The organism is Halothiobacillus sp. DCM-1 (genome assembly GCF_045689735.1).
GTDB lineage: Bacteria > Pseudomonadota > Gammaproteobacteria > Halothiobacillales > Halothiobacillaceae > Halothiobacillus.
The window spans coordinates 1,424,363-1,445,524 of the sequence record NZ_CP142685.1 but is presented as its reverse complement, the minus strand read 5'-3'; the positions used below and the strand labels follow the sequence as shown (position 1 = coordinate 1,445,524).

27 protein-coding genes are annotated in these 21,162 nt (G+C 61.8%); 15 read left to right on the top strand and 12 right to left on the bottom strand.

Annotated elements, in window-relative coordinates; genetic code table 11:
* Positions 1-41 precede the first annotated feature (41 nt).
* Both VOI35_RS06790 and pyrC read left to right on the top strand, forming a co-directional pair.
* Entirely contained in the window at positions 42-524 is a 483-nt protein-coding gene (locus tag VOI35_RS06790) for a DsrE family protein (protein WP_407275312.1), read from the top strand.
* 10 nt (positions 525-534) lie between these two features.
* Positions 535-1,578 carry a dihydroorotase gene (pyrC, locus tag VOI35_RS06785; RefSeq protein ID WP_407275311.1) on the top strand — a complete coding sequence of 348 codons (1,044 nt, stop codon included), beginning with the start codon at positions 535-537 and terminating at the stop codon, positions 1,576-1,578.
* A gap of 106 nt (positions 1,579-1,684) precedes the next feature.
* Here the strand turns inward: pyrC and VOI35_RS06780 are convergent, their stop codons facing one another.
* The 12 genes from VOI35_RS06780 to VOI35_RS06725 form a co-directional block, all read right to left on the bottom strand.
* Positions 1,685-1,954, bottom strand: a complete 270-nt coding sequence (locus VOI35_RS06780; RefSeq protein WP_407275310.1) for an HPr family phosphocarrier protein — start codon at positions 1,952-1,954, stop codon at positions 1,685-1,687.
* 38 nt (positions 1,955-1,992) lie between these two features.
* Positions 1,993-2,385, bottom strand: a complete 393-nt coding sequence (locus VOI35_RS06775; protein ID WP_407275309.1) for a PTS sugar transporter subunit IIA — start codon at positions 2,383-2,385, stop codon at positions 1,993-1,995.
* The gene (gene rapZ, locus VOI35_RS06770) at positions 2,382-3,275 is read right to left on the bottom strand and encodes an RNase adapter RapZ (RefSeq protein WP_407275308.1); all 894 of its coding nucleotides are present in this window, start codon (positions 3,273-3,275) and stop codon (positions 2,382-2,384) included. Before rapZ ends, VOI35_RS06775 begins: the two co-directional genes overlap by 4 nt.
* Positions 3,272-4,141 (bottom strand): hypothetical protein, encoded by an 870-nt coding sequence (locus tag VOI35_RS06765; RefSeq protein WP_407275307.1) that lies wholly within the window; start codon positions 4,139-4,141, stop codon positions 3,272-3,274. Before VOI35_RS06765 ends, rapZ begins: the two co-directional genes overlap by 4 nt.
* A 4-nt stretch (positions 4,142-4,145) precedes the next feature.
* Complete coding sequence (locus tag VOI35_RS06760) at positions 4,146-4,625, bottom strand: PTS sugar transporter subunit IIA (RefSeq protein ID WP_407275306.1); 480 nt, start codon at positions 4,623-4,625, stop codon at positions 4,146-4,148.
* A gap of 67 nt (positions 4,626-4,692) precedes the next feature.
* Positions 4,693-4,983 (bottom strand): ribosome hibernation-promoting factor, HPF/YfiA family, encoded by a 291-nt coding sequence (gene hpf, locus VOI35_RS06755; RefSeq protein WP_407275305.1) that lies wholly within the window; start codon positions 4,981-4,983, stop codon positions 4,693-4,695.
* 17 nt (positions 4,984-5,000) lie between these two features.
* Positions 5,001-6,506: an RNA polymerase factor sigma-54 gene (locus tag VOI35_RS06750; RefSeq protein WP_407275304.1), complete on the bottom strand. Its 1,506-nt coding sequence runs from the start codon at positions 6,504-6,506 to the stop codon at positions 5,001-5,003.
* A 214-nt stretch (positions 6,507-6,720) separates the two neighbouring features.
* Positions 6,721-7,458 carry an LPS export ABC transporter ATP-binding protein gene (lptB, locus tag VOI35_RS06745; RefSeq protein ID WP_407275303.1) on the bottom strand — a complete coding sequence of 246 codons (738 nt, stop codon included), beginning with the start codon at positions 7,456-7,458 and terminating at the stop codon, positions 6,721-6,723.
* Entirely contained in the window at positions 7,455-8,009 is a 555-nt protein-coding gene (gene lptA / locus VOI35_RS06740; RefSeq protein WP_407275302.1) for a lipopolysaccharide transport periplasmic protein LptA, read from the bottom strand. Before lptA ends, lptB begins: the two co-directional genes overlap by 4 nt.
* Entirely contained in the window at positions 8,006-8,617 is a 612-nt protein-coding gene (gene lptC / locus VOI35_RS06735; protein ID WP_407275301.1) for an LPS export ABC transporter periplasmic protein LptC, read from the bottom strand. The genes lptA and lptC overlap by 4 nt, the downstream gene beginning before the upstream one ends.
* Complete coding sequence (locus tag VOI35_RS06730; protein WP_407275300.1) at positions 8,614-9,177, bottom strand: KdsC family phosphatase; 564 nt, start codon at positions 9,175-9,177, stop codon at positions 8,614-8,616. Before VOI35_RS06730 ends, lptC begins: the two co-directional genes overlap by 4 nt.
* Entirely contained in the window at positions 9,177-10,163 is a 987-nt protein-coding gene (locus tag VOI35_RS06725) for an SIS domain-containing protein (RefSeq protein WP_407275299.1), read from the bottom strand. The genes VOI35_RS06730 and VOI35_RS06725 overlap by 1 nt, the downstream gene beginning before the upstream one ends.
* 299 nt (positions 10,164-10,462) lie before the next feature.
* Between VOI35_RS06725 and VOI35_RS06720 the strand changes: the two genes are divergently transcribed.
* The 13 genes from VOI35_RS06720 to hisC all read left to right on the top strand — a co-directional run bounded on the left by VOI35_RS06720 (position 10,463) and on the right by hisC (position 21,129).
* Positions 10,463-11,341 (top strand): formylglycine-generating enzyme family protein, encoded by an 879-nt coding sequence (locus VOI35_RS06720; protein ID WP_407275298.1) that lies wholly within the window; start codon positions 10,463-10,465, stop codon positions 11,339-11,341.
* Positions 11,338-11,841, top strand: coding sequence for a hypothetical protein (locus VOI35_RS06715; RefSeq protein ID WP_407275297.1), 504 nt, complete (start codon positions 11,338-11,340; stop codon positions 11,839-11,841). Before VOI35_RS06720 ends, VOI35_RS06715 begins: the two co-directional genes overlap by 4 nt.
* Before the next feature lie 4 nt (positions 11,842-11,845).
* Complete coding sequence (locus VOI35_RS06710; protein WP_407275296.1) at positions 11,846-12,658, top strand: ABC transporter ATP-binding protein; 813 nt, start codon at positions 11,846-11,848, stop codon at positions 12,656-12,658.
* Entirely contained in the window at positions 12,655-13,443 is a 789-nt protein-coding gene (gene mlaE, locus VOI35_RS06705; protein WP_407275295.1) for a lipid asymmetry maintenance ABC transporter permease subunit MlaE, read from the top strand. Before VOI35_RS06710 ends, mlaE begins: the two co-directional genes overlap by 4 nt.
* Positions 13,444-13,445: 2 nt before the next feature.
* A complete protein-coding gene (gene mlaD / locus VOI35_RS06700) occupies positions 13,446-13,907 on the top strand; it encodes an outer membrane lipid asymmetry maintenance protein MlaD (RefSeq protein WP_407276808.1) in 462 nt (153 codons plus the stop codon).
* Positions 13,904-15,268: a TolC family protein gene (locus tag VOI35_RS06695; RefSeq protein ID WP_407275294.1), complete on the top strand. Its 1,365-nt coding sequence runs from the start codon at positions 13,904-13,906 to the stop codon at positions 15,266-15,268. The genes mlaD and VOI35_RS06695 overlap by 4 nt, the downstream gene beginning before the upstream one ends.
* Positions 15,265-15,885 (top strand): phospholipid-binding protein MlaC, encoded by a 621-nt coding sequence (locus tag VOI35_RS06690; protein WP_407275293.1) that lies wholly within the window; start codon positions 15,265-15,267, stop codon positions 15,883-15,885. Before VOI35_RS06695 ends, VOI35_RS06690 begins: the two co-directional genes overlap by 4 nt.
* The gene (locus tag VOI35_RS06685) at positions 15,878-16,204 is read left to right on the top strand and encodes a lipid asymmetry maintenance protein MlaB (protein ID WP_407275292.1); all 327 of its coding nucleotides are present in this window, start codon (positions 15,878-15,880) and stop codon (positions 16,202-16,204) included. Before VOI35_RS06690 ends, VOI35_RS06685 begins: the two co-directional genes overlap by 8 nt.
* Before the next feature lie 75 nt (positions 16,205-16,279).
* Positions 16,280-17,539 carry a UDP-N-acetylglucosamine 1-carboxyvinyltransferase gene (murA, locus tag VOI35_RS06680; RefSeq protein WP_407275291.1) on the top strand — a complete coding sequence of 420 codons (1,260 nt, stop codon included), beginning with the start codon at positions 16,280-16,282 and terminating at the stop codon, positions 17,537-17,539.
* 24 nt (positions 17,540-17,563) lie between these two features.
* Positions 17,564-18,226, top strand: coding sequence for an ATP phosphoribosyltransferase (hisG, locus tag VOI35_RS06675; RefSeq protein WP_407275290.1), 663 nt, complete (start codon positions 17,564-17,566; stop codon positions 18,224-18,226).
* A gap of 51 nt (positions 18,227-18,277) precedes the next feature.
* Positions 18,278-19,576 carry a histidinol dehydrogenase gene (gene hisD, locus VOI35_RS06670; RefSeq protein ID WP_407275289.1) on the top strand — a complete coding sequence of 433 codons (1,299 nt, stop codon included), beginning with the start codon at positions 18,278-18,280 and terminating at the stop codon, positions 19,574-19,576.
* Between the two features lie 6 nt (positions 19,577-19,582).
* Positions 19,583-20,059 carry a GNAT family N-acetyltransferase gene (locus VOI35_RS06665; protein ID WP_407275288.1) on the top strand — a complete coding sequence of 159 codons (477 nt, stop codon included), beginning with the start codon at positions 19,583-19,585 and terminating at the stop codon, positions 20,057-20,059.
* A complete protein-coding gene (gene hisC, locus VOI35_RS06660; protein WP_407275287.1) occupies positions 20,056-21,129 on the top strand; it encodes a histidinol-phosphate transaminase in 1,074 nt (357 codons plus the stop codon). The genes VOI35_RS06665 and hisC overlap by 4 nt, the downstream gene beginning before the upstream one ends.
* The last annotated feature ends 33 nt before the right edge of the window (positions 21,130-21,162 follow it).

Sequence of the window (21,162 nt, the reverse complement as noted above, 5' to 3'; positions counted from 1 at the left end):
GTTAGAGTCTGGTTGAATTCATGTCGTGAAGGGGGAAAGTCATGTCAGAAATCATTAAAAACCGTCGTCATTTTATGACGGCTCTGGCCGGAGCCGGCTCACTGGCACTGGGCGTCAAGGGGGCTCAGGCCGCGGATGAGTTGAGCTTCCCTGGGGATAAGCCCAAGCATCATCTGGTGTTCCAGTTCAACCATGCCGATACGGAATATCAAACGCATATTCTGAATTCCATGAGCGCCTTGCTCACCGAGTTTGGCGGCAATATCCAGTTGGCCGTGGTGGCTTTTTCCAAGGGGATTCACATCCTTGCCAAGGATCCGAAGCGCCCGGTAGATAAAACGATTTACGAGCGCGTTCAGGGCTTTGCCGAGAATTACGGGGTGCAGTTTGTGGCCTGTGGCAACACCATGCACACCGTGGGTTATGCGGATAGTGACATGCGTTCGTTCGCCAAGATTCGCCAGGTGGGCGCTGCTGCGCTGATGGAATATCAAGAGCAGGGTTGGTCTTACATTGCGTGGTGAGTACGCCCTCATGAACGAATTGATTCTGCGCCAGCCCGATGACTGGCATCTGCATCTGCGGGACGGTGCCATGCTGGCGACCGTGCTGCCGCACACGGCCCGCCAGTGCGCGCGCGCGATCGTGATGCCGAATCTCTCGCCGCCGGTTACGACGGTGGCGCAGGCTCGTGCGTATCGGGAACGGATTTTGGCCGCCTTGCCCGAGGGGATGGCGTTCGAACCGCTGATGACGCTGTATTTAACCGAACAGACGACGGTGGCGGAATTAGCCGCGGCGGCGGCCGACCCGCATATTCATGCGGTGAAACTTTATCCGGCCGGTGCGACGACCAATTCGGATCGGGGGGTGCGTGATCCCCTGGCCATCGATCCCCTGTTGGCAGAACTGGAGCGATTCGGCCTGCCGTTATTGGTGCATGGCGAGGTCGTCGATCCCGCCGTGGATATTTTCGATCGGGAGGCGCGCTTTATCGAGCGTGTGCTGACGCCGATTCTGACCCGCTTCCCGGCGCTGCGCCTCGTGATGGAACACATCACGACGGCTGAGGCCGTTGCGTTCGTGCAGGCGCAATCGGCGCGGGTGGCGGCCACCATCACCGCGCATCATCTGCTCTTCAACCGCAATGCCATGTTGGTCGGTGGCATTCGCCCGCATTACTACTGCTTGCCAGTGCTCAAGCGAGAGCATCACCGGCAGGCGTTGCTGGCGTCGGCGACCTCGGGCGCAGGCCGCTTTTTCATGGGCACGGATTCCGCCCCGCACAGCCAGGCGGCCAAGGAATCGGCCTGTGGCTGTGCGGGCGCCTTTACCGCCTATGCTGCGCTGGAACTGTATGCCGAGGCTTTCGATACGGTGGGGCGGCTCGATCAGCTTGAAGCGTTTACCAGCCTCAACGGCCCTGCGTTTTATGGTTTGCCGGTGAATGCGCGGCGCGTGCGCTTGCAGCGTGCGCCGCAGCCGGTTCCGGCGGCTTATGCCGTGGCGGACGGAAGCACTTTGGTTCCGCTGCGGGCGGGTGAAACCTTGCCCTGGCAGTTTGCCGGTTTTGTGTGATTTCGCGGGCGTTATGCTTTGCCATAAACGGTGCGGTGAGGGCGATGCCGCCTTGCGCGCGCCCGTCAACGGCCGGTTTGAAGCATCGCCGCTGAATCGCGCGGCGCTATTCGGCCTCGCCGAACCGCTGTTCGATCAGCTGGGTTAGGGCGGCGATCGCGGCCTCGGCATCTTCTCCCTCGGTGACGAGCTGGATTTCGGTGCCCTTGGCGGCGGCCAGCATCATCAAGCCCATGATCGATTTGCCATTGACGGTTTTGCCGTGGCAATGCACCTGAATCTGGCAGTTAAATTGCGCGGCCGTCGTTGAGAACTTTGCCGCGGCTCGGGCATGCAGCCCCAGTCGATTGATGATGACGAGCGTATGTTGGGGCATGGGGGTTCTTCCTTGTGTGATGTGCCGTGGCGCGGCGCTTATTGGCCGTCACCGGCGATGATGCCTTCCCGCCCGCCCGTGGCCACCCGCTCCGCCATGTCCTCCAGCGCGAGTTGCGGGTAGTTCATCGCGCGAACCACCATTGGCAGGTTGACGCCGGAGATGACCCGTACCCGCTCTTTGTCTTTCAGACGGTGGGCAATATTGGAGGGGGTTGAACCGTACATGTCGGTGAGGACGAGGACGCCTTGTCCTTGATCCAGCTCCGCTACCCGTCGTCGGGCGCGGTTCAGCAGGTCGATCGGGTCTTCATCCTGCAGCACGGGCAGCTGATCGGCGGGCATCGGCACCCGTTCGAGCATATCCGTCGCGGTTTCGAGCAGTTGAGCGCCAATCTGGTTGTGGCAAATGAGCAATAGACCGACGGTCATGAGGGGATGGACTCCGGTAAAAGGTCGCGGTGACGAATTTGTAACAGCGGAAACTTGGGTTGTAAATCGTGATAGAGCTGCTCGACCAGATACACCGAGCGGTGTTGCCCGCCGGTACAGCCAATCGAGCAGGTGATGTAACTGCGATCGGTTCGGGTTTGTGCCGTGAGGCTCAGGTCGAGAAACTGTCGGAGCTGCGCGCGGGTTTCGTGCGTCACTGGATGCTGTTCCAGATAGTCACGGACGGCGGCATGTTGTCCGGTTTGCGGGCGCAGCGTTTCCAGCCAGTGCGGATTGGGTAAGTGCCGGACATCAAAAACAAAATCGCTATCCAGCGGCAGCCCCCGCTTGAAGCCAAAGGATTGCAGGAGAATCACCGGCCCGGCGTGGGCCGGTGCCAGCACGCGCCGGTGAAGATCCTCACGAAATTGATGCAGGGTGGTGTGGCTGGTGTCGATGACCCAATCGGCCTGAGCCCGCAGGGGGCTCAAGAGCGCCGCCTCGTGCTCGATGGCCTGCAGCAGGGTATGGGCGCGGCTTGACAGCGGATGGCGGCGACGGGTTTCGCTGAAGCGGGCAACCAGCCGATCCTGCGCGGCCTGCAGGAACAGGCTTTGTACCCGCCAGCCGGGATACTGGCGCTTGAGCGCGCGGATTCGTTCTGGCAGGGTCTGGAGGGTCGATTCCGGGGAGCGGGCATCGATGCTGATGGCAATGCCGTGTTCGCCGAGCGGATTATGCTGGTGAATCTGCAGCAGGCCGTCGAGAAGCTCCGGGGGGAGGTTGTCGATGCAGTAGAAGCCGGCATCTTCCAGCGCGGCCAGCGCAATCGATTTGCCGGAGCCGGAGTGCCCGGTCACGATCATCATCAAGGGCTTGGCGTCCGTCATACGAAGACTCCGGCCGAGGCGTCGGCGGGTGGGGGCTGCGGCAGGCGCGGGCGGTCATTACCGCTGCGCTCCAGATTATGCTGACGCACAATGGTCTCGACAAACACGGCGATGTTCCGTCCCGGTGCCACGGGGAGGCGGAACAGCGGCACCGACTGCTGGCAGATACGCACGCGGCCGCGTTCACCCTGCAGGCGATCTTCTGCCGGTATCCGGCGGTGATCGGCGGCATACAGTTCGATGACCAGTCGCAGGATTTTCCGGCGTTTCAGGGCGTTGTCGCCGAACAGGGCGCGGATGTCGATAACGCCGAGCCCACGCACTTCCAACAGATCGCGGATATTATCCGGGCAATGACCCTCGATGCCTTTGGGCGTGGTCACGAAATACGGCGCATCATCGGCAATCAGCCGGTGCCCCCGGGAGAGCAGTTCGAGGGCGAGCTCGCTTTTCCCGATGCCCGAGACGCCGGTAATCAGCACGCCGGCACCGGCTACTTCCATGAATACCCCATGTTGCCACTGTCGGCCGAGTCGCTGGCGGCGGGTCTGGAGCCAGTCGCGGATCGCGCCCTCTTGATGCGGCGTACAGCAGACCATCAGGTTCCGGTCGCCCTGGGTTTTCAGCCAGGCGTCGGCCTCTTTGATGTCGGCTTCAGTGAGGATAACGAGCTGGACTGCCGCTGGCAGGCTTTCCTGACGGGCGGCCCAGGCGGCGCGCAGGGCGGGATCGAAGACGGAAATGGCGGCGGGTTCCAGGGGATTGAACCGCGCGAAAGGGAGCGCCGCATCCAGGAGCCAAACATCGGCAGGGTGGGGCGTGTCGCCGTGCTCGGTGAGATCCAGCGGCAGTTCGGCGACCGGCATGGGGTCAGTCTTCCGTGCTGAATAACGGGTTGAGCCATTCGATCAGCAGGGCGCGAACCCGCTCGAGGCTCTGTGCCTGAAGAATCGACTCGCGATCCTCGGCTTCGCGGAGATGGCTGGCCAGTGCCGATAACAGGTGCAGGTGATGCTCCGGCGATTCATCGGGAATGATCAGGCCGATGACCAGAACCGTCGGCACGCCATCGGTGGCACCAAAGTCGACTCCCTCGGTGAGGCGGATGACGGCACCCCGTGGGCGCAGGGTTTGGGTATCCCGTGCATGGGGGATGGCGATGCCGTGGCCGATGGCCGTGCAGCCCAGCCGTTCCCGTTCGATGAGCAACTCATAGATCCGGGTGGCATTGGCGCCGTTGAGTTCATCATCCGCCAGCAGTCCGGCCAAAACTTCGAGCACGCGCTTGCGGCTTTGATACACCTCGTCGATGCGGATGCGGGACAAGGGGAATAGGTCTTGAGCGTTCATTCGGGGTGATTGATCCGGCAGCTACGCGAGGTGAACACGCGCAGCTCGACTGGCCGCGCGCCGGGACTCAACGATGCTCGGTGAGTTTTTCTTTGTGTTTGACGATCTGCCGATCCAGTTTGTCGATCAGTTGATCGATCGATGCGTACATGTCTTCGGAGGTGACTTCCGCATGGACATCATTGCCGCTCAGGTGCAGTGTTGCCTCGGCTTTTTGCACCTTTTTTTCGACGGTCAGGGTGACATGCACATGGATCACTTTGTCGAAGTGCCGCGTCAGCTTGCTGAATTTGGTATGGATGTGCTCGCGCAGGGCATCGGTAACATCGACATGATGGCCGGTGATCTCGATTTGCATTTTTTCTCCTTTGCCTTTTATATCAGGCGTTTACGGTCTGTGGACGAGGCAATCCCCATCGCCTCGCGGTATTTGGCAATCGTGCGCCGGGCGACATCGATGCCTTGTGCTGTCAGCATGTCGGCAATTTTGGCATCCGACAAGGGTTTTCTTGGACTCTCTTCGCTGACGAGTTTCTTGATCATGGCACGAATCGCGGTTGCAGAACATTCGCCGCCGTCACTCGTGCCTACATGGCTGGAGAAAAAGTACTTGAACTCCAGCGTGCCCCGTGGGGTGAGCATGTATTTTTGTGTGGTGACACGACTGACGGTGGATTCGTGCAGGGAGAGTTCTTCGGCGATTTCCCGTAGCACGAGCGGCTTCATGCCGGTTTCGCCCTGTTCGAAAAAATCGGTTTGCCGGGCAACGATGGCGCGCGCCACATTGAGCAGGGTTTCATTCCGGCTGCGCAGGCTTTTGATGAACCATCGCGCTTCTTGCAAATGGCTGCGGATGTAGTTGGCATCCTCGCCGCGTGAACTGCGGCTGATCATGCGGGCGTAGGTTTGGTTCACGCGCAGCTTGGGGGCGATTTCCGGGTTGAGATCGACCTGCCACGCGCCTTCGCGGTGGCGAACGATGACATCGGGGATCACGAAATCCGCCGCCGTGCTGCCAACGGCGGCACCCGGCCGGGGATTGAGTGTCTGGATCAGTTTCAGCGCCGCTTCGAGATCGGCCTGATGGATTTGGAGCTGTTTGAGGACGAAGGCATATTCGCGCTCGGCGATTGCCGGCATGAGGTTCTTCTGGCATAGCGCGAGCGCCGTGCCGCGGTGCGGGGTGTCCTCGGGCAGCGATTGCAGTTGCAGACTGAGGCATTCATTGAGGTCGCGCGCGCCGACCCCGGTGGGGTCGAGGGATTGCACGAGATGCAGCACGGCCAGCAGTTCGGCTTCGGTGAGATCGGGCCACTCGGGTTCCAGCAGGGCGAGCAGTTCGTCCAGCGGTTCGACCAGATAACCCGTGGCATCGATCGATTCGATCAGCGCCGTGGCGATGGCGGTATCCCGCGCGCTGAGGGCGGTGAGATGAATCTGACTGAGTAGATGATCGCGCAGCGATTCACTGCCGCTGCTGGTGGTGGCATAGGGATCGTATTCGTCGAAATTTTGTTCGGCGGCACTGAAGGCCGTGCTGCCGTCGGATTCGTAAAAATCTTCCCAGCGGGTGTCGATTTCAAAGGGTTCGTCGGCGTCTTGCCTGCTTTCCGTCGGCTCCAGCAGCGATTCGCCCGCCAGTGTGCTGGGGTCTTCCGGCGCCGCATATTCCAGCGGGGTTTCGGCCGCTTCGCTCAGCCCGTCCTGGGTACCGCCAAAGTCATCTTCTTCGGCAAATTCCAGCAAGGGATTGTTTTCGATGGCTTGCTGGATTTCGAGGGAGAGTTCCAGGGTCGAGAGTTGCAGCAAGCGAATCGACTGCTGCAACTGGGGCGTCATGGCCAGGGATTGGCCGAGCCGTAACTCCAGTCCCGGTTTCACGCGGATGCCTCGAACATCATGATCCGCCGCGCGCGACGCCCCACCGCCGCAATGGCGTGCCGAGAGCTTGTGCGCACAGACGGTGTGGGGTTCATCAACATGTCACGCAGTGTAGCGAATTCGTGGGTGGACGACCAGCCGGACGCGGCGGGATGCCGCCGAGGACGGTGCGCTGGGGACGGCAAGCGGGGCGCAGTGGAGCGGCGTGCCGGTATCACAGGGAGAAATGTTCGCCCAGATACACCGCACGGACTTGGGGATTTTCCAGAATCGCTTGCGGGCTGCCTTCGGCGAGGATTTTGCCATCCGACACAATGTAGGCGCGGGCGCAGACGCCCAGGGTTTCCCGCACATTGTGGTCGGTGATGAGTACGGCAATCCCGCGATCGCGCAGGTGCTCGATGATGCGCTGGATGTCGATGACGGAAATGGGATCCACCCCGGCGAAGGGTTCGTCGAGCAGCATCACCTTCGGATTGCCCGCCAGTGCCCGGGCAATTTCGACCCGCCGCCGTTCACCGCCGGAAAGCGCCTGCCCTGGCGTATGGCGCAGCGTGCGGATGTGCAACTCGAGCAGCAGGTCTTCCAGGTGTTTTTGCCGCTCGGTGGGAGAGAGATCCTGCCGCAATTCGAGCACGCCCAGGATGTTTTGTTCGACGGTGAGTTTACGAAAGACTGAGGCTTCTTGCGGCAGATAACCGAGTCCCCGTGCCGCCCGTTGATCGACGGGCATCAGGGTGATGTCGTGGCCTTCCAGCCAGATTTGTCCCTGATCGGCGGCGACCAGTCCCGCAATCATGTAAAAACTGGTGGTTTTGCCCGCGCCATTCGGGCCGAGCAGCCCCACGACCTCGCCGGCAGATACCCGCAAGGAAACCCCCTGCACGACGGCGCGGGCGCCGTAATGTTTGACCAGAGATTCAACTTCGAGCAGCGGGGCTGGGGCGGTCATGGTGCCGGTTTCGTGGTGGGTTTTTCCGGGGCGTTGTCTTTGGCGTCTGCGCCGGTTTTACGCGGCTGGATGACGACATGCACCCGCTCGCCGCCTTGCTTGCCGCCCGCCTTGACGACTTCGGCGGCCATGTCATAAGTGATGAGCGGTGAGGCGAGAGTGTCGCCGGCGCGCTCCAATTCGGCGTCGCCGGTCAGGATCACCGTTTGTTGCGTGGCGAGATAGTTGGCGTTGTTCGCATGGCCTTTGACAAGCTGCCCCTTGTCATCCAGTTCCTGGAAGGTGGCCGGGTTGCCGCTGAGCACCGCGCGGGTGAGTTGGCCGTCTTTGATATAGACCACGGCTTCGTCGCCGGTCGCTTTCAGGCTGCCCTGCGTGATCACCACATGGCCGGTGTAGGTGCTGGTGCCGTTTTTGTAATCGGTGACTTTGGCGTTGGCGGTGACATCGATCGGCTGCTGCCGGTCGGCCTTGGCGGCGAAACTGCCGGTCGGCAGGGCACAGAGGCTGCTGAAGACCAGGGCGGAAAACAGAATACGGGGACGGATCATGGTGAGGCTCCGGGGGCGGCACGGGGCGGATTATAGCGGTCGATGACCTGTGACTGGGTGAGTGTTTGCGCCTGGTATTCGAGCGTGAATCTCTGGGCGGTACTTTGCCAGCGCGGTTGGCCGGTGTGGGTCAGCTCGCTGAGCGTGGATTCCGTGGTGCTGGCGGCGCGGTCTTGGCTCGGCCAGAGCGTGAGTGCATCCGTGGTAAACCGCAGTTCACCCTGCGAAGCCGTGGGTGCCCGCGTGCCTTGCACGGCGCCCTGGAGGTGAATCTCGCTGAGTTTTTCGTCGGCCGTGCCCGTATCCGCGTGGATATGCCAGGGGGGGCTTTTCGGGCTGCGTAAAGAGTAGAGCAGGGCATCCAGATCCCGGGCGGTGTAGCCCCGGTCGCCCGTGAGATGATCCAGCCGGGCGCCGGTGATCAGCCAGTTGAGTTCGCCCTGTGCCGTAAATTGTCGGGCGGAAAAATCCGTGAAGCGTTGGTCGAAGGGCGCGGGGCCGATGGGTGCCGCGCCGTGTTGTTCGCCATAGTTTTTCCAGAGCATCAGCCCCAGGACGCCGAACAGCCCCAAGGCGAGCGCGGTCTGTCCCAGCACCGCCCGGTTCATGCCGCACCGATGGGACGCGCGTCGCGCGGGTCGTGATCGGCCAGAATCGCCGGCCACTGGTCTTGCGCATCGATGAGCAGTTCGATGAATTCCCGCACCGCCCCCTGTCCGCCCGGCAGGCGGGTGACCCAATCTACCCGATGGCGAATCACGGCGGGGGCATCGGCCACCGTGGCGCTGACCCCGGCTCGTTGGAGCATGGGTAGATCGATCACATCATCGCCCATGACCGCGCAGTGTTCCGGGGGAATCCCCAGTGTGGCGCAGAGTTCGATCAGTGCCTCTCCTTTGCGGGCGATGCCGGTCAGGCAATGGGAGATCCCGAGGTTCTGTGCGCGGTGATGCAGCGCCGGGGAGGCGCGGCCAGAAATGATGGCCACTTCGATGCCGATGCGTTGCGCGAGCTTGATGCCGTGGCCATCGCGCGAATGAAATACCTTGTGCTCGGTACCGTGTTCGGTGAAGTGCAGCCGACCATCCGTCAGGATGCCATCGACATCCAACACCAGCGCTCGGACGGCGCGCAGACGGGCGAGCAGTGCGGGGGCGGCGGAAGTCATCAGGCGACTCCGGCGCGGAGCAGGTCGTGCATGTTCAGGGCGCCGATCACGCGCTCGGCCTCGTCGATGACCACCAATCCGTTGATCTTGTCGCGTTCCATGATGTTGAGTGCCTCGGCAGCGAGCATGTCCGCCGTACAGGTGCGCGGGTTGCGGGTCATCACGCGCTCGATCGGCAGATTGAGGTCGTATTCCTCCTGATCGAGAATGCGCCGCAAATCCCCATCGGTGAACAGGCCGAGCAAACGGTCTTCGTCATCGACGACGGTCGTCATGCCCAGTCCGCCGGAGGAAATCACGATCAACGCCTGCTTGATCGTCTGGAACAGCCGCACGCGCGGGAGTGCGGCGCCGGTGTGCATCACATCGCGCACGCGCAGCAGCAGCCGCCGCCCCAGGGCGCCGCCGGGATGCGACAGGGCGAAATCTTCGGGTTTGAACGCCCGTGCATCGAGCAGCGCCACGGCGAGCGCATCGCCCATCACCAGCGCCGCCGTGGTGCTGGCCGTCGGGGCGAGGTTCAACGGACAGGCTTCGCGGGCGACGCCAACATCGATATGCGCGTTCGCGGCCTGTGCCAAAGTCGATTGCGGGCGGCCGGTCAAGGCGATCAGCGGCGCGCCGAGTCGTTTGATGACCGGCAGAATGGCCAGCACCTCGGCGGTTTCCCCAGAGTTCGACAGCGCCAGCACGACATCCTGCCGGGTAATCATGCCGAGATCGCCGTGGCTGGCCTCGCCGGGGTGCACGAAAAATGCCGGGGTGCCGGTACTCGCCAGCGTGGCGGCGATTTTCCCGCCGATATGACCCGATTTCCCCATGCCGGTGACAATGACCCGCCCCTCGCAGTGCAACATCAGGCGGCAGGCGGTGACAAACGATTCATCCAGCCGATCGGCCAGCGCGCCGATGGCCTGCTGTTCGATCTCGATCACCTGGCGTGCCATGGGGATCAGCGTGTCGACCGTGAGGGCATGTGTCTTCATAAGTATTCGTGATGGCGGGAATTTCGATATGATGAATACCAGTCGAGGCCATGGCTGCCCTGCGGGCTTCGGGCGGGCTCCTTCGAGTGGGCTTTAGGCAACGCTGGAAAATGGCGGCGAGTATAGCAGCCAGCCGCGCTCTGGATACTCCCCGCTGAATTGCCTGCCTGCGATCCGAGCCGGATACTTAGCCAGCTTATGATTCCATCTGCTACGCTAAGCCGTAACCGCAGGCGCCGAACCTGATTCATCGTGATTTTGCTATTCCCCTCCGGGGGCGTTTAACAGTGATCCATTCCATGACCGTGGCAACTCACCCTTCCTCCCGCCTGGACGCCGCCCCTGACGCGCGGTTTGCAACGGCCGCTGCACGGCAGGCACAAGCTGCCGCGCAGGGCGGATGGGCGGTTTTTTTTGCGGATCCGATGGCGGCGGGCGGGGCGGCGCCCGAGCTGGCGTTCATTCCGGCGGGTCGATTTGTCATGGGTGCCAAGGCCACCGAATATCAGGTGCAGCAGGCAGAAATGCCCCGGCATGAAGTCGAGTTGCCGCGCCCGTTTGCGCTCATGCGCACCGCGGTTTCGCGTCGTCAATACAACGAGTTTCTGACGAGGACCGATCACCGTCGCCCGCGTCCCTATGCCTCGTGGAGTGATCTGGATTTCCCGATCTTCAATGTCACCGTGAGGGATGCAGAAGCCTACGCGCGCTGGTTGAGCGAGCAGACCGGGCAGGTGTACCGGCTGCCGACGGAAGCCGAATGGGAATATGCCTGCCGCGCGGATACCGACAGCCTGTTCTGTTTTGGCGATAAAGTCCGCCGCGAAGAAGTGAATTGCGCGGGCGGGCTGCATTGCACCCGAGGCTTGTTCATTTGTGGCATCAGCCGGCCGGTGCGCGTGGGCAGCCTGCCCGCGAATGGTTGGGGGCTGTTTGAAATGCACGGCAATGTGCAGGAATTCACGCTGGATCACTGGCGCAATGGTTACCGTGCGGCACCCAGAGTGGGCGATATGCCGTTTCGCAGCCCGGACGCGCAGCACCGGCATTTTCGCGTGGTGCGGGGCGGGTCCTGGTTTGATGGGCCGGGAGCCTGCCGCAGCGCTTCACGGGCAATGCGCCATGAGCAGGAAATTGATCTGAACCTTGGGTTTCGCCTGTTGAGAGAAATTCGATGACGGCTCCGTTTGCGCCACCGGTTGGGTTTGAATTGCGGCTGGGATTTGCGGATCCGCGCGATCCCGCGCTGGCGGCGGCGTTTTATCCCGAGGGGATGCCGGAAGACTGGCAGGCGAATTATCTGTGCCTGATGACCGAAGCCGTCGTCCTTGACCCGGCTGCGGTGGATTTCGCTGCGCTTTCCGCTGCCTGCCGTGAGGCGCCGCGACCGGTGCTGGGGGTGTGGTTGGGCGAGGCGCTCCCCGCCGATTCGACCCGCTTGCCCGAGCCTTTGCTGCCCTGGGCGGTGGGCGGTGCGTGGCAGCCGGATGCGTCCACCCAAGGCGCCCGCGTGGGGCTGCTTGCGCCGGGCTTGTCGCCCCGGGCATTGCGGCAGGCGCTGGAAGATTTTGCCCGGCAGGCGCCCGCGCAGCCCTGTGCCCTGCTGCTCACGGGCGGAGCTGCCGCCGTACCCCTGCTGGAGCAGGTTCGCTCGATGCGCGACTTGCTGGGATGGTAGTGCGATGAGCGAGCCGTATATCCGTTTTGAAGGCGTGAGTTTCTCCCGGGGGCGTCAGCGCATTTTCGACCGCATCGATCTCAGCATTCCGCGCGGGCAGATCACGGCGGTCATGGGGCCGTCGGGTACGGGGAAAACCACGCTGCTGCGTTTGATCGGCGGGCAGATCAAACCCAGCCGGGGCAAGGTCTGGGTCGATGGCCTGGATGTCGCGCGCGCCCGCCCTGAACAATTGCTGGCGATGCGGCGGCGTCTCGGGTTTCTGTTCCAGAATGGCGCCCTGTTCACCGATTTGACGGCGGCGGGCAATGTGGCGTTTCCCCTGCGGGAACACGCCCGTCTGCCGGAGGCGCTGCTCGACCGGGTCGTGACGCTCAAGTTGCAGGCGGTGGGCATGTTGGACGCGGCCAATCTCCGCCCCGCCGAGCTTTCTGGCGGAATGGCGCGGCGGGTGGCGCTGGCACGCGCATTGGCGCTCGACCCCGAACTGATGCTGTATGACGAGCCGTTCACCGGCCAAGACCCGATCAATGTCGGCATTCTGCTACGGCTGATTGCTTCGCTGAATCAGGCCTTGCATCTGACCAGTGTGCTCGTATCGCACGATGTGGCCGAAACCTTCTCGATTGCCGATCAGGTCGTGGTCATCGATCAGGCTCAGGTCGTGGCCGTTGGCCGCCCCGATGACCTGCGGGCGCGGATGCAGGAGATTCCATTTTTGCGGCAATTTCTCAATGGCGAGCCGCCGGATCAAGATTCCGATCGGGCGCAGGCCGCGCGGCAGGCGCTGGCACAGCGGCTGGGTGTTTCCGCATGAAGACGCTGATGGATTTTTTATCCTTGCTTGGCCGATCCGCGCTGGCCGCGGCGGCGCACACGGGGGCGATGGCGCTGTTTACGCTGCGGCTACTCTGGCGTTTGCTGCCGGCCTGGTCACGCCCGCGGCTGATCGTGCAGGAGCTGTTCGTCATCGGGGTGCTCTCGCTGATCATCATCCTGATTTCCGGCGCGTTTGTTGGGCTGGTGCTGGGCTTGCAGGGCTACAACATTCTCTCGAAATTCAATGCAACCGAATCGCTGGGGGTGATGGTGGCCTTGTCGCTGGTGCGGGAACTCGGTCCCGTGGTCACGGCGCTGCTGTTTGCCGGTCGTGCCGGTTCGGCCATTACCGCCGAAATTGCTTTGATGAAAACCACGGAACAACTCGCCGCGATGGAGATGATGGGGGTCGATCCGCTGCGCCGCGTGGTGGCGCCGCGCTTCTGGGCCGCGTTGTTCTCGATGCCCTTGCTCGCCGGGTTGTTCTCGTTGGTCGGGATTCTGGGCGGATATGGGATTGGCGTGGTGGTTCTGGGCGTGGATAGCGCCTCATTCTGGGGGCAAATCAGCGAACAGATGCAGCCGGTCAGTGATGTGCTCAATGGCGTGATCAAGAGCGGGGTGTTCGGCGCTGTGGTGGGGTTGATCGCCGTGTTTGAAGGGTATGCGGCCGAGCCGACTTCGGCGGGCATCGCCCGGGCGACCACCCGCACCGTGGTGCTGAGTTCGCTAGCGGTGTTGGGGTTGGATTTTATGTTGACCGCTTTGATGTTTGGAGCCTGATGATGAATGCGCAACGGGGTTTGGAAATCGTGGTGGGGGCATTCGTGCTGGCCGGAATCGTCGCGCTGCTGACGCTCACCTTTCAATGGAGCGATTTCAGTGGCAGCAGTATTCGGGGCTACACGCTCACGGCGGATTTCGACAACATCGGTGGCCTCAGCAATCGTTCGCCCGTCAAGCTGGCGGGGGTCACCATCGGGCGGGTTTCGAATATCCGCATCGATCCGGCCACCTTCGAAGCCGTGGTGACGATGCAAATCGATAACAAATATAACAACCTCCCGAAAGATTCTTTTGCGAGCATTTACACGGCGGGATTACTGGGCGCGCAATACATCGAAATTTCACCCGGCGGCGATACCGCCGTGCTAAAAAATGGGGACCAAATCACGATGACACAATCCGCAGTCATCCTAGAAAAAGTGATTTCCAAATTCCTGTTCAACAAGGCAGCAGAAAAATGAAACGAGTCTGGTTAATTGGATTGACCCTGATGGGCGCGGCGCAGGCGGCCGAGGCCGTCACCGTCACGCTCGAACAGGCCACGCAGATGGCCTTGCAGGCAGATCCGCGCATCGAAGAACAACGCGCGAATGTGGCGGCCGCCCAGGCGCTGATCCAGAAAGTGGCGGGCGAGGGCGGGGTTCGCGCCAGTGTGAACCTGTATGCCGGTCTTGCGCCCAAAGCCAGCAATGGCATTTACACCAACGGCACGAATACCTGCGCGGCGGGGCCGGGCTGTACCCTGCGCAGCGATGGCATGAGCCTGAATGATGGCATCACGGTCTCGACGGGCATCATGGCGTCGATCATCCAGCCGCTCTATACCTTCGGCAAGCTGGAAAATTACCGCACGGCGGCGGAGTACAACAAAAAATTCAAGACCGAAGAAGTCGCGCTGGCCAAGGGGCAAACCTGGCTGACCGTGCGGCGGGCGTATTACGGCTACCTCACCGCTCGGGATACCCGGCAGTTCCTGTTGGGCGTGCGGCAGCAACTGGCGGATACCGAAGCGCCACTGACCAAAAAAGCCGAGGAAGGCAAGGTGCCGATGCGGGATGTCTATGCCCTGCAAAGCGGTTTGGGTCAGCTTGATCGGTATATTGCCGAAGCGCAGGGCGTCGAGGCGGTGGCGCTCGATGGCCTGAAAACGATTATCGGCGTGCCGATCAAGGATGAACTGACCGTCGCCGATGCGCATATCGAACCGGTGGCGCTACCGTCCGGCAATCTGCAACAGTTCGCCCAGCAGGCGCTCGACGACCGACCCGAAATGAAGATGGCGCAAAACGGATTGGCCGCGCTGCGAGCCTATGTCGCGGCGCGCAAGGCCGATTATTACCCGGATCTGTATGCGGGCATCCTGCTCGCGGGGCAATACACGCCGGGGCGGCAGCGGATCGACAACCCGTATCTGTATGACCCATTCAATATGGGGCTCGCCACCCCGGTGATCGGCTTGAAATGGGATTTCAATCCGGGCGTGCTGCGGGCGAATGTCAGCGATGCCGAGGCGCAGCTTCAGGGCGCCGTCGCCAAGGCGCAGCTTGCCCAGGTCGGCATTCCGTATCAGGTTTCCGAGGCGTATCACGGCGCCGAATCCCTGAAGCAGCAGATCGCGGCACTGGACAAGGCGCGTGCGGCGTCCCGTCGCTGGATGATTTCCTCGTTTCTGGATTTCCAGGCGGGGCTGGTCGATGGCGGCGTGCTGGCCTTGTCCGTTACCGGCAATACCCAAACCCAGGTGGATTACCTGCGTGCGATTAATGACTACAACATGAAAGTCGCCGAGCTCAAGCTGGCGACCGGAGACTACCCGCAATGAACCGTTTGTTTGCCTTGATTCTTACCCTCGTTGGCCTGTTCAGCGGCGTGCCCGCGCAAGCGGAAACGGCACCGGCGGCGGGCGCTGAGGCGGCCATGCAGATGGTGCAACAGACCGCCGACACCGTCATCAAGGAGATTGCGGCGCAGCAGGCCGCCGTGCAGAAAGATCCGGCGGCGCTGCTGGCGATCGTCAACAAAACCCTGCTGCCGCATGTCGATTCAGAACGGATGAGCCGCCTGGTGCTGGGGCGCTACTGGCGCACGGCCACACCCGCGCAGAAAACCGCCTTCACCGAGCAGTTTCAGCAATTGCTGGTGCGTACCTATGCCGGCCCCTTGTCCAAACTGGGCAACCAAACCATCAAGGTGACGGGAACCAAGCCGGGGCCAGAAACGGGCGAGCTGGTGGTGGAGTCGGATCTGCTGGGTGGTGATATGGGCCGGGTGCCGGTGAATTACCGCGTGGCGCTGGTCAATGGTCAGTGGCAGGCCTTCGATGTCGTGATCGACGGCATCAGCCTGATCAACAACTATCGCGGCAGCTTTGCCGAAGTGATTCAACGCAAGGGGCTCGACGGCCTGATCGCCACCTTGAAGAGCCAGAACAATGGTTGATGCGCCGGGGGAACCGCTGCGCTTCGTCTCGATGCCGGGTTGCGTGCGGGTGCAAGGGGATTTGATCCGCCCGCAGATCGAGGCGTTGACGAGTCATGCCTTGCCCATGCCCGAAGGTCAGGCGCCGGGCAGCCGGTTGGAGATTGCGCTCGGACAGGTGCGGGCAGTCGATACGGTCGGCGTCGCCTTTCTGCTGGGCTGGCAGGCCAGCGCCCAAGCACGATCGGTGGCGCTCAGGTACACTCACCCGCCCAAGGCATTGCGCGCCATGGCCGAATTGTATGGTCTGGCGGCGTTGATGCCCTTCGAGGGGCTTTGAGGACAATCAAGAATCTGCCACCGGGCGTTGGTCGCATGCGGCCGGGGCGCCCGCTGCATCGACCGACGCGACAACATGAATAAATTATTGATTCGAGGGGGAACGCCCCTCATGGGTGATGTGCGTATTTCCGGGGCGAAAAACGCGGTGTTGCCCATTCTGGCCGCTGGGCTGCTGTGCGAAACGCCTTGTATCATCGAAAATGTGCCGCATCTGCAGGATGTGACCACCATGATGGAGCTCCTCGGTGGCATGGGCGTGACGCTGACCATCTCCGACAAAATGAGTGTCGAGATCGACGCCAGTAGTACCCACAGTTTCGTGGCGCCCTATGATCTCGTTTGCACCATGCGCGCCTCGATTCTGGTGTTGGGGCCGTTGTTGGCGCGGTTCGGTCGCGCGCGGGTTTCCCTGCCGGGCGGCTGCGCGATTGGTTCGCGCCCGGTGGATATTCATTTGCATGGCCTGATGGCGCTCGGGGCGGAGATCACCGTCGAAAATGGCTATATCGAGGCGGTTGGCAAAAAACTGGTCGGCACCCGCATCGTGATGGATCAGGTCACCGTCACCGGCACGGAAAACCTGATGATGGCGGCCGTCTTCGCCGAGGGTCAAACGATTCTGGAAAACGCGGCGCGTGAGCCGGAAGTCGTTGATCTGGCGAACTTCCTCAATGCCATGGGCGCGCAGATCGCTGGCGTGGGAACGGACATCATCACCATCACGGGCGTCTCGTCACTGCGTGGGGTGCGCTATCGCGTCCTGCCGGATCGGATCGAGACGGGCACCTACCTGGTGGCGGCAGCCATGACGGGGGGGCGGGTGCGGCTGCGGGATACCGCGCCGCATACCCTCGATGCCGTGTTGGCCAAGCTGACGGAGGCCGGGGCGAAAATAACCACCGGCACGGACTGGATCGAGCTCGACATGAATGGCGAGCGGCCACGCGCGGTCAATGTGCGCACGGCACCGCATCCTGCGTTTCCGACTGACATGCAGGCGCAGTTTCTGGCCATGAATACCATCGCCGAGGGCACGGGCACCGTGGTCGAAACGATTTTTGAGAACCGCTTCATGCATGTGCAGGAACTGCGTCGGATGGGCGCCAATATCCGCATCGAGGGCAATGCCGCGATTGTGCAGGGCTTGCCGAAAATCAGTGGCGCCCAGATCATGGCGACGGATCTGCGCGCATCCGCCAGTCTGGTGCTGGCCGGGCTGGTCGCGGAGGGCGAAACCCTGATCAACCGCATCTATCATATTGATCGTGGCTACGAGGCCATCGAAGAGAAGCTCGCCAAACTCGGCGCGCAAATTACCCGCATCAATGCTTGAACCGCTTCACGAGTCCCGATGGTTATGACTTCCTCCGCCGACACTGCCCCGTTGATCCTCGCCCTCTCCAAGGGGCGGATTTTCAAAGATACCCTGCCGTTGTTGACGCACGCAGGGATTGTGCCGCTCGATGATCCGGAAACGACCCGCAAGCTGATTCTGGATACCAACCATCCGGGGATCAAGTTGTTGATTTTGCGTGCATCCGATGTGCCGACCTATGTGCAGTATGGCGCGGCAGATATTGGCGTGGCGGGCAAAGATGTGCTGATGGAGCATGGGGGCGACGGGCTGTTCGAGCTGCTGGATCTCAATATTGCGCGCTGTAAGCTGATGGTGGCTGGGCGGCCGGGCTGTCTCGACCGGCCGGGGCGTTTACGGGTGGCGACCAAATTCGTGCATTCGGCCGAGTGTTTTTTTGCCGAGCAAGGCCGCCAGATTGAACTCATCAAACTGTATGGCTCGATGGAACTGGCACCGCTGGTCGATTTGGCCGATTGCATCGTCGATGTGGTCGATACCGGCAACACCCTGCGTGCCAATGGACTCGAACCTCTGCTGCACATGGCCGATATCTCCTCACGCCTGATCGTCAACCGTGCCGCGTACAAGCTCAAGCATGGGGCCATTGCCGCGCTCGCAGCGCATCTATCCGACTATCTCAACAAGGCCGCGCCCGCGCCGTGAACGAATGATGGCCACGCGCGTTGCCTTGCTTCTGGAGTGAAGGGTAATTTCATGAATATTCAACGATTCTCTACGGTAGATGCCGACTTCCGCCCCAAGCTTAATGCCCTGCTGGCTTGGGAATCGGTTTCTGATGAACAGGTCTTCGCTACCGTGCAGGGCATCCTGCGGGATGTGCGCGCGCGTGGGGATGCTGCCGTGCTGGAATACACCGCGCGCTTCGACCGTTTCCCTGCGGCTTCGATGGCCGAGTTGGAAATCCCCGCAACGCGCATGGACGAAGCGCTGGCACGCATCCCCGCTCCGCAACGCGAAGCCCTGGAACAGGCCGCCGAGCGCATCCGCCGCTATGCCGAGCACCAGAAACTCACCTCCTGGAGCTACCGCGAGGCGGACGGCACCCTGCTTGGCCAGCAGGTCACCCCGCTGGATCGCGTGGGTCTGTATGTGCCGGGGGGCAAGGCGGCCTATCCGTCCTCCGTGCTGATGAACGCCATTCCGGCCAAGGTGGCGGGCGTGGCCGAGTTGATCGTGGTCGTGCCCGCCCCGCAGGGCGATCTCAACGATCTGGTGTTGGCAGCCTGCCGTATTGCCGGCGCGGATCGCGTGTTCACCATCGGCGGCGCGCAGGCCGTGGCCGCGTTGGCTTATGGCACCGAAACCATCCCGGCGGTGGACAAGATCACGGGGCCCGGCAACATCTTCGTGGCCACCGCCAAGCGCCTGGTTTATGGCACGGTGGGCATCGACATGATCGCGGGGCCTTCAGAAATCGTGGTCGTCTGCGACGGCCAGACAGATCCGGACTGGATCGCCATGGATCTATTCTCGCAGGCCGAGCACGATGAGCAGGCGCAGGCCATCCTCATCTCCCCGGATGCGGCCTTTCTCGACGCCGTGGCCGCCGCCGCTGACCGCTTGGTTGAAATCATGCCGCGCGGCGAAATTATCCGTGCCTCGATGGAAGGGCGGGGCGCGCTGATTCATGTGCGCGATCTGGATGAAGCTGCCGAGGTCATCAACTTCATCGCGCCCGAGCACCTCGAACTGTCCCTTGAGGACGCCGAAGCCTATGCCGGAAAAATCCGTCATGCGGGCGCCATCTTTATGGGGCGCTACACCGCCGAGGCGCTGGGCGACTACTGCGCCGGCCCCAACCATGTACTGCCCACCTCGCGCACCGCGCGCTTTTCCTCGCCGCTCGGCGTGTATGACTTCCAGAAGCGTTCCAGTTTGATTGGCTGCTCCGCGCAAGGCGCTTCGGAATTGGGCAAGATTGCCCGTGTACTGGCAGAAGGCGAAGGGCTATTCGCCCATGCGGCCTCGGCGGCGTATCGAGTGAAGGATTGACATCGCATGGCGATGGAGATCCTGATTAAGAGGGCAGAGGCTTCGGATGCACATTCGATCACTCCGCTCGTAGGGCAGTTGCTATCCGAAATAATGCAAGCAACCGGTGTTCAGTCATTCAACTTCGATCTTGGGAGGACGGCCACTCGTTTGGAGCGATTCCTTGAACAGGGCAAATACTTTGTCTTTGTCGCTTGGGATGGAGTAAAGCCCATCGGTTTTCTGTCCATTTACGAGAGTTATGCGCTTTATGCGGAAGGAAATTTCGGGACGATTCCAGAGTTGTATGTTGAACCAAACTACCGATCCCAAGGAGTTGGTGAGCGGCTGATGGATGATGCAAAAAGACTGGGTAGAGCGCGGCATTGGATGCGATTGGAGGTTACGACCCCGCCACTACCTGAGTTCTTGCGAACTTTTTCCTTTTATGAGCGTGAAGGTTTTTCGGTTGCCGGTGGCCGGAAAATGAAGGTGTTGTTATGAGCCGTTTCTGGAGTCCGCTGGTATCCCGCCTCTCGCCCTATGTGCCGGGTGAGCAGCCGAAGATCGCCAATCTCACCAAGCTGAATACCAACGAGAACCCCTACGGCCCGTCGCCGAAGGTGCTGGAGGCGATTCGAGCGGAGGTGGGGGATCGCCTGCGTTTGTATCCGGACCCGGAGGGCACGGCGCTGAAGCAGGCGATTGCCAGCTATCACGGCTTGCAGACGAATCAAGTATTCGTCGGTAATGGTTCGGACGAGGTGCTGGCCTTTATCTTTCAGGCGCTGTTCCAGCATAACGAGCCGATTCTGTTCCCGGATGTGACCTACAGCTTCTATCCGGTTTATTGCGGCTTGTATGAGATTGATTATCGCCTCATTCCGCTGGCGGAGGATTTTTCCATCCGCATCGCGGATTACGCACAACCGAACGGCGGGATTATTTTTCCCAACCCGAATGCCCCGACTGGCCGCGCGCTGGCGCTGGCGGAAATCGAGGCGCTGCTGCAGGCGAACACCGATTCGGTGGTGGTGATTGACGAGGCGTATGTGGATTTTGGTGCCGAGAGCGCCATTCCGCTGGTCAACCGTTACCCGAATCTGCTGGTGAGCCAGACCCTGTCCAAGTCCCGCTCACTCGCGGGCTTACGGGTGGGCTTTGCGGTCGGGCATCCCGAACTGATCGAGGCGCTGATCCGCGTCAAGGACAGTTTCAACTCCTATCCGCTGGATCGGCTGGCGATTGTTGGCGCGGCGGCTTCGTTTGCGGATGAGCCTTATTTTCAGCAGACCCGCCAGGCGGTGATGGCCAGCCGCGAGGCGCTGGTGGCGGAGATGGCCAAGCTGGGGTTCGAGACGATCCCTTCGGCAGCGAATTTCATCTTCAGCCGCCACCCGGCGCAAGATGCGGCAAAAATCGCGGCCAGCCTGCGTGAACGCGGGGTCATCGTGCGGCATTTCCGCAAGCCGCGGATCGACCAATACTTGCGGATCACGGTGGGCACACCAGCGCAGAATGCAACGCTGATTGCGGCGCTCGCCGAAATTCTCGTGCCTGCCGGCGGCCTGTGACAGCCTGCCCGCTGCCGTGCTACGATGCGCCAC

Bases quoted from the DNA above. Each gene is read 5' to 3' on its own strand.
- rapZ (WP_407275308.1), bottom strand. From the start codon at position 3,275: ATGACGGACGCCAAGCCCTTGATGATGATCGTGACCGGGCACTCCGGC.
- VOI35_RS06760 (WP_407275306.1), bottom strand. From the start codon at position 4,625: ATGAACGCTCAAGACCTATTCCCCTTGTCCCGCATCCGCATCGACGAG.
- VOI35_RS06725 (WP_407275299.1), bottom strand. From the start codon at position 10,163: ATGAAGACACATGCCCTCACGGTCGACACGCTGATCCCCATGGCACGC.
- hpf (WP_407275305.1), bottom strand. From the start codon at position 4,983: ATGCAAATCGAGATCACCGGCCATCATGTCGATGTTACCGATGCCCTG.
- VOI35_RS06765 (WP_407275307.1), bottom strand. From the start codon at position 4,141: ATGCCGGTCGCCGAACTGCCGCTGGATCTCACCGAGCACGGCGACACG.
- VOI35_RS06780 (WP_407275310.1), bottom strand. From the start codon at position 1,954: ATGCCCCAACATACGCTCGTCATCATCAATCGACTGGGGCTGCATGCC.
- murA (WP_407275291.1), top strand. From the start codon at position 16,280: ATGAATAAATTATTGATTCGAGGGGGAACGCCCCTCATGGGTGATGTG.
- VOI35_RS06685 (WP_407275292.1), top strand. From the start codon at position 15,878: ATGGTTGATGCGCCGGGGGAACCGCTGCGCTTCGTCTCGATGCCGGGT.
- VOI35_RS06775 (WP_407275309.1), bottom strand. From the start codon at position 2,385: ATGACCGTCGGTCTATTGCTCATTTGCCACAACCAGATTGGCGCTCAA.
- hisC (WP_407275287.1), top strand. From the start codon at position 20,056: ATGAGCCGTTTCTGGAGTCCGCTGGTATCCCGCCTCTCGCCCTATGTG.
- hisD (WP_407275289.1), top strand. From the start codon at position 18,278: ATGAATATTCAACGATTCTCTACGGTAGATGCCGACTTCCGCCCCAAG.
- mlaE (WP_407275295.1), top strand. From the start codon at position 12,655: ATGAAGACGCTGATGGATTTTTTATCCTTGCTTGGCCGATCCGCGCTG.
- pyrC (WP_407275311.1), top strand. From the start codon at position 535: ATGAACGAATTGATTCTGCGCCAGCCCGATGACTGGCATCTGCATCTG.
- VOI35_RS06730 (WP_407275300.1), bottom strand. From the start codon at position 9,177: ATGACTTCCGCCGCCCCCGCACTGCTCGCCCGTCTGCGCGCCGTCCGA.
- VOI35_RS06690 (WP_407275293.1), top strand. From the start codon at position 15,265: ATGAACCGTTTGTTTGCCTTGATTCTTACCCTCGTTGGCCTGTTCAGC.
- lptA (WP_407275302.1), bottom strand. From the start codon at position 8,009: ATGATCCGTCCCCGTATTCTGTTTTCCGCCCTGGTCTTCAGCAGCCTC.
- VOI35_RS06720 (WP_407275298.1), top strand. From the start codon at position 10,463: ATGACCGTGGCAACTCACCCTTCCTCCCGCCTGGACGCCGCCCCTGAC.
- VOI35_RS06695 (WP_407275294.1), top strand. From the start codon at position 13,904: ATGAAACGAGTCTGGTTAATTGGATTGACCCTGATGGGCGCGGCGCAG.
- mlaD (WP_407276808.1), top strand. From the start codon at position 13,446: ATGAATGCGCAACGGGGTTTGGAAATCGTGGTGGGGGCATTCGTGCTG.
- lptB (WP_407275303.1), bottom strand. From the start codon at position 7,458: ATGACCGCCCCAGCCCCGCTGCTCGAAGTTGAATCTCTGGTCAAACAT.
- VOI35_RS06710 (WP_407275296.1), top strand. From the start codon at position 11,846: ATGAGCGAGCCGTATATCCGTTTTGAAGGCGTGAGTTTCTCCCGGGGG.
- VOI35_RS06715 (WP_407275297.1), top strand. From the start codon at position 11,338: ATGACGGCTCCGTTTGCGCCACCGGTTGGGTTTGAATTGCGGCTGGGA.
- hisG (WP_407275290.1), top strand. From the start codon at position 17,564: ATGACTTCCTCCGCCGACACTGCCCCGTTGATCCTCGCCCTCTCCAAG.
- VOI35_RS06790 (WP_407275312.1), top strand. From the start codon at position 42: ATGTCAGAAATCATTAAAAACCGTCGTCATTTTATGACGGCTCTGGCC.
- lptC (WP_407275301.1), bottom strand. From the start codon at position 8,617: ATGAACCGGGCGGTGCTGGGACAGACCGCGCTCGCCTTGGGGCTGTTC.
- VOI35_RS06665 (WP_407275288.1), top strand. From the start codon at position 19,583: ATGGCGATGGAGATCCTGATTAAGAGGGCAGAGGCTTCGGATGCACAT.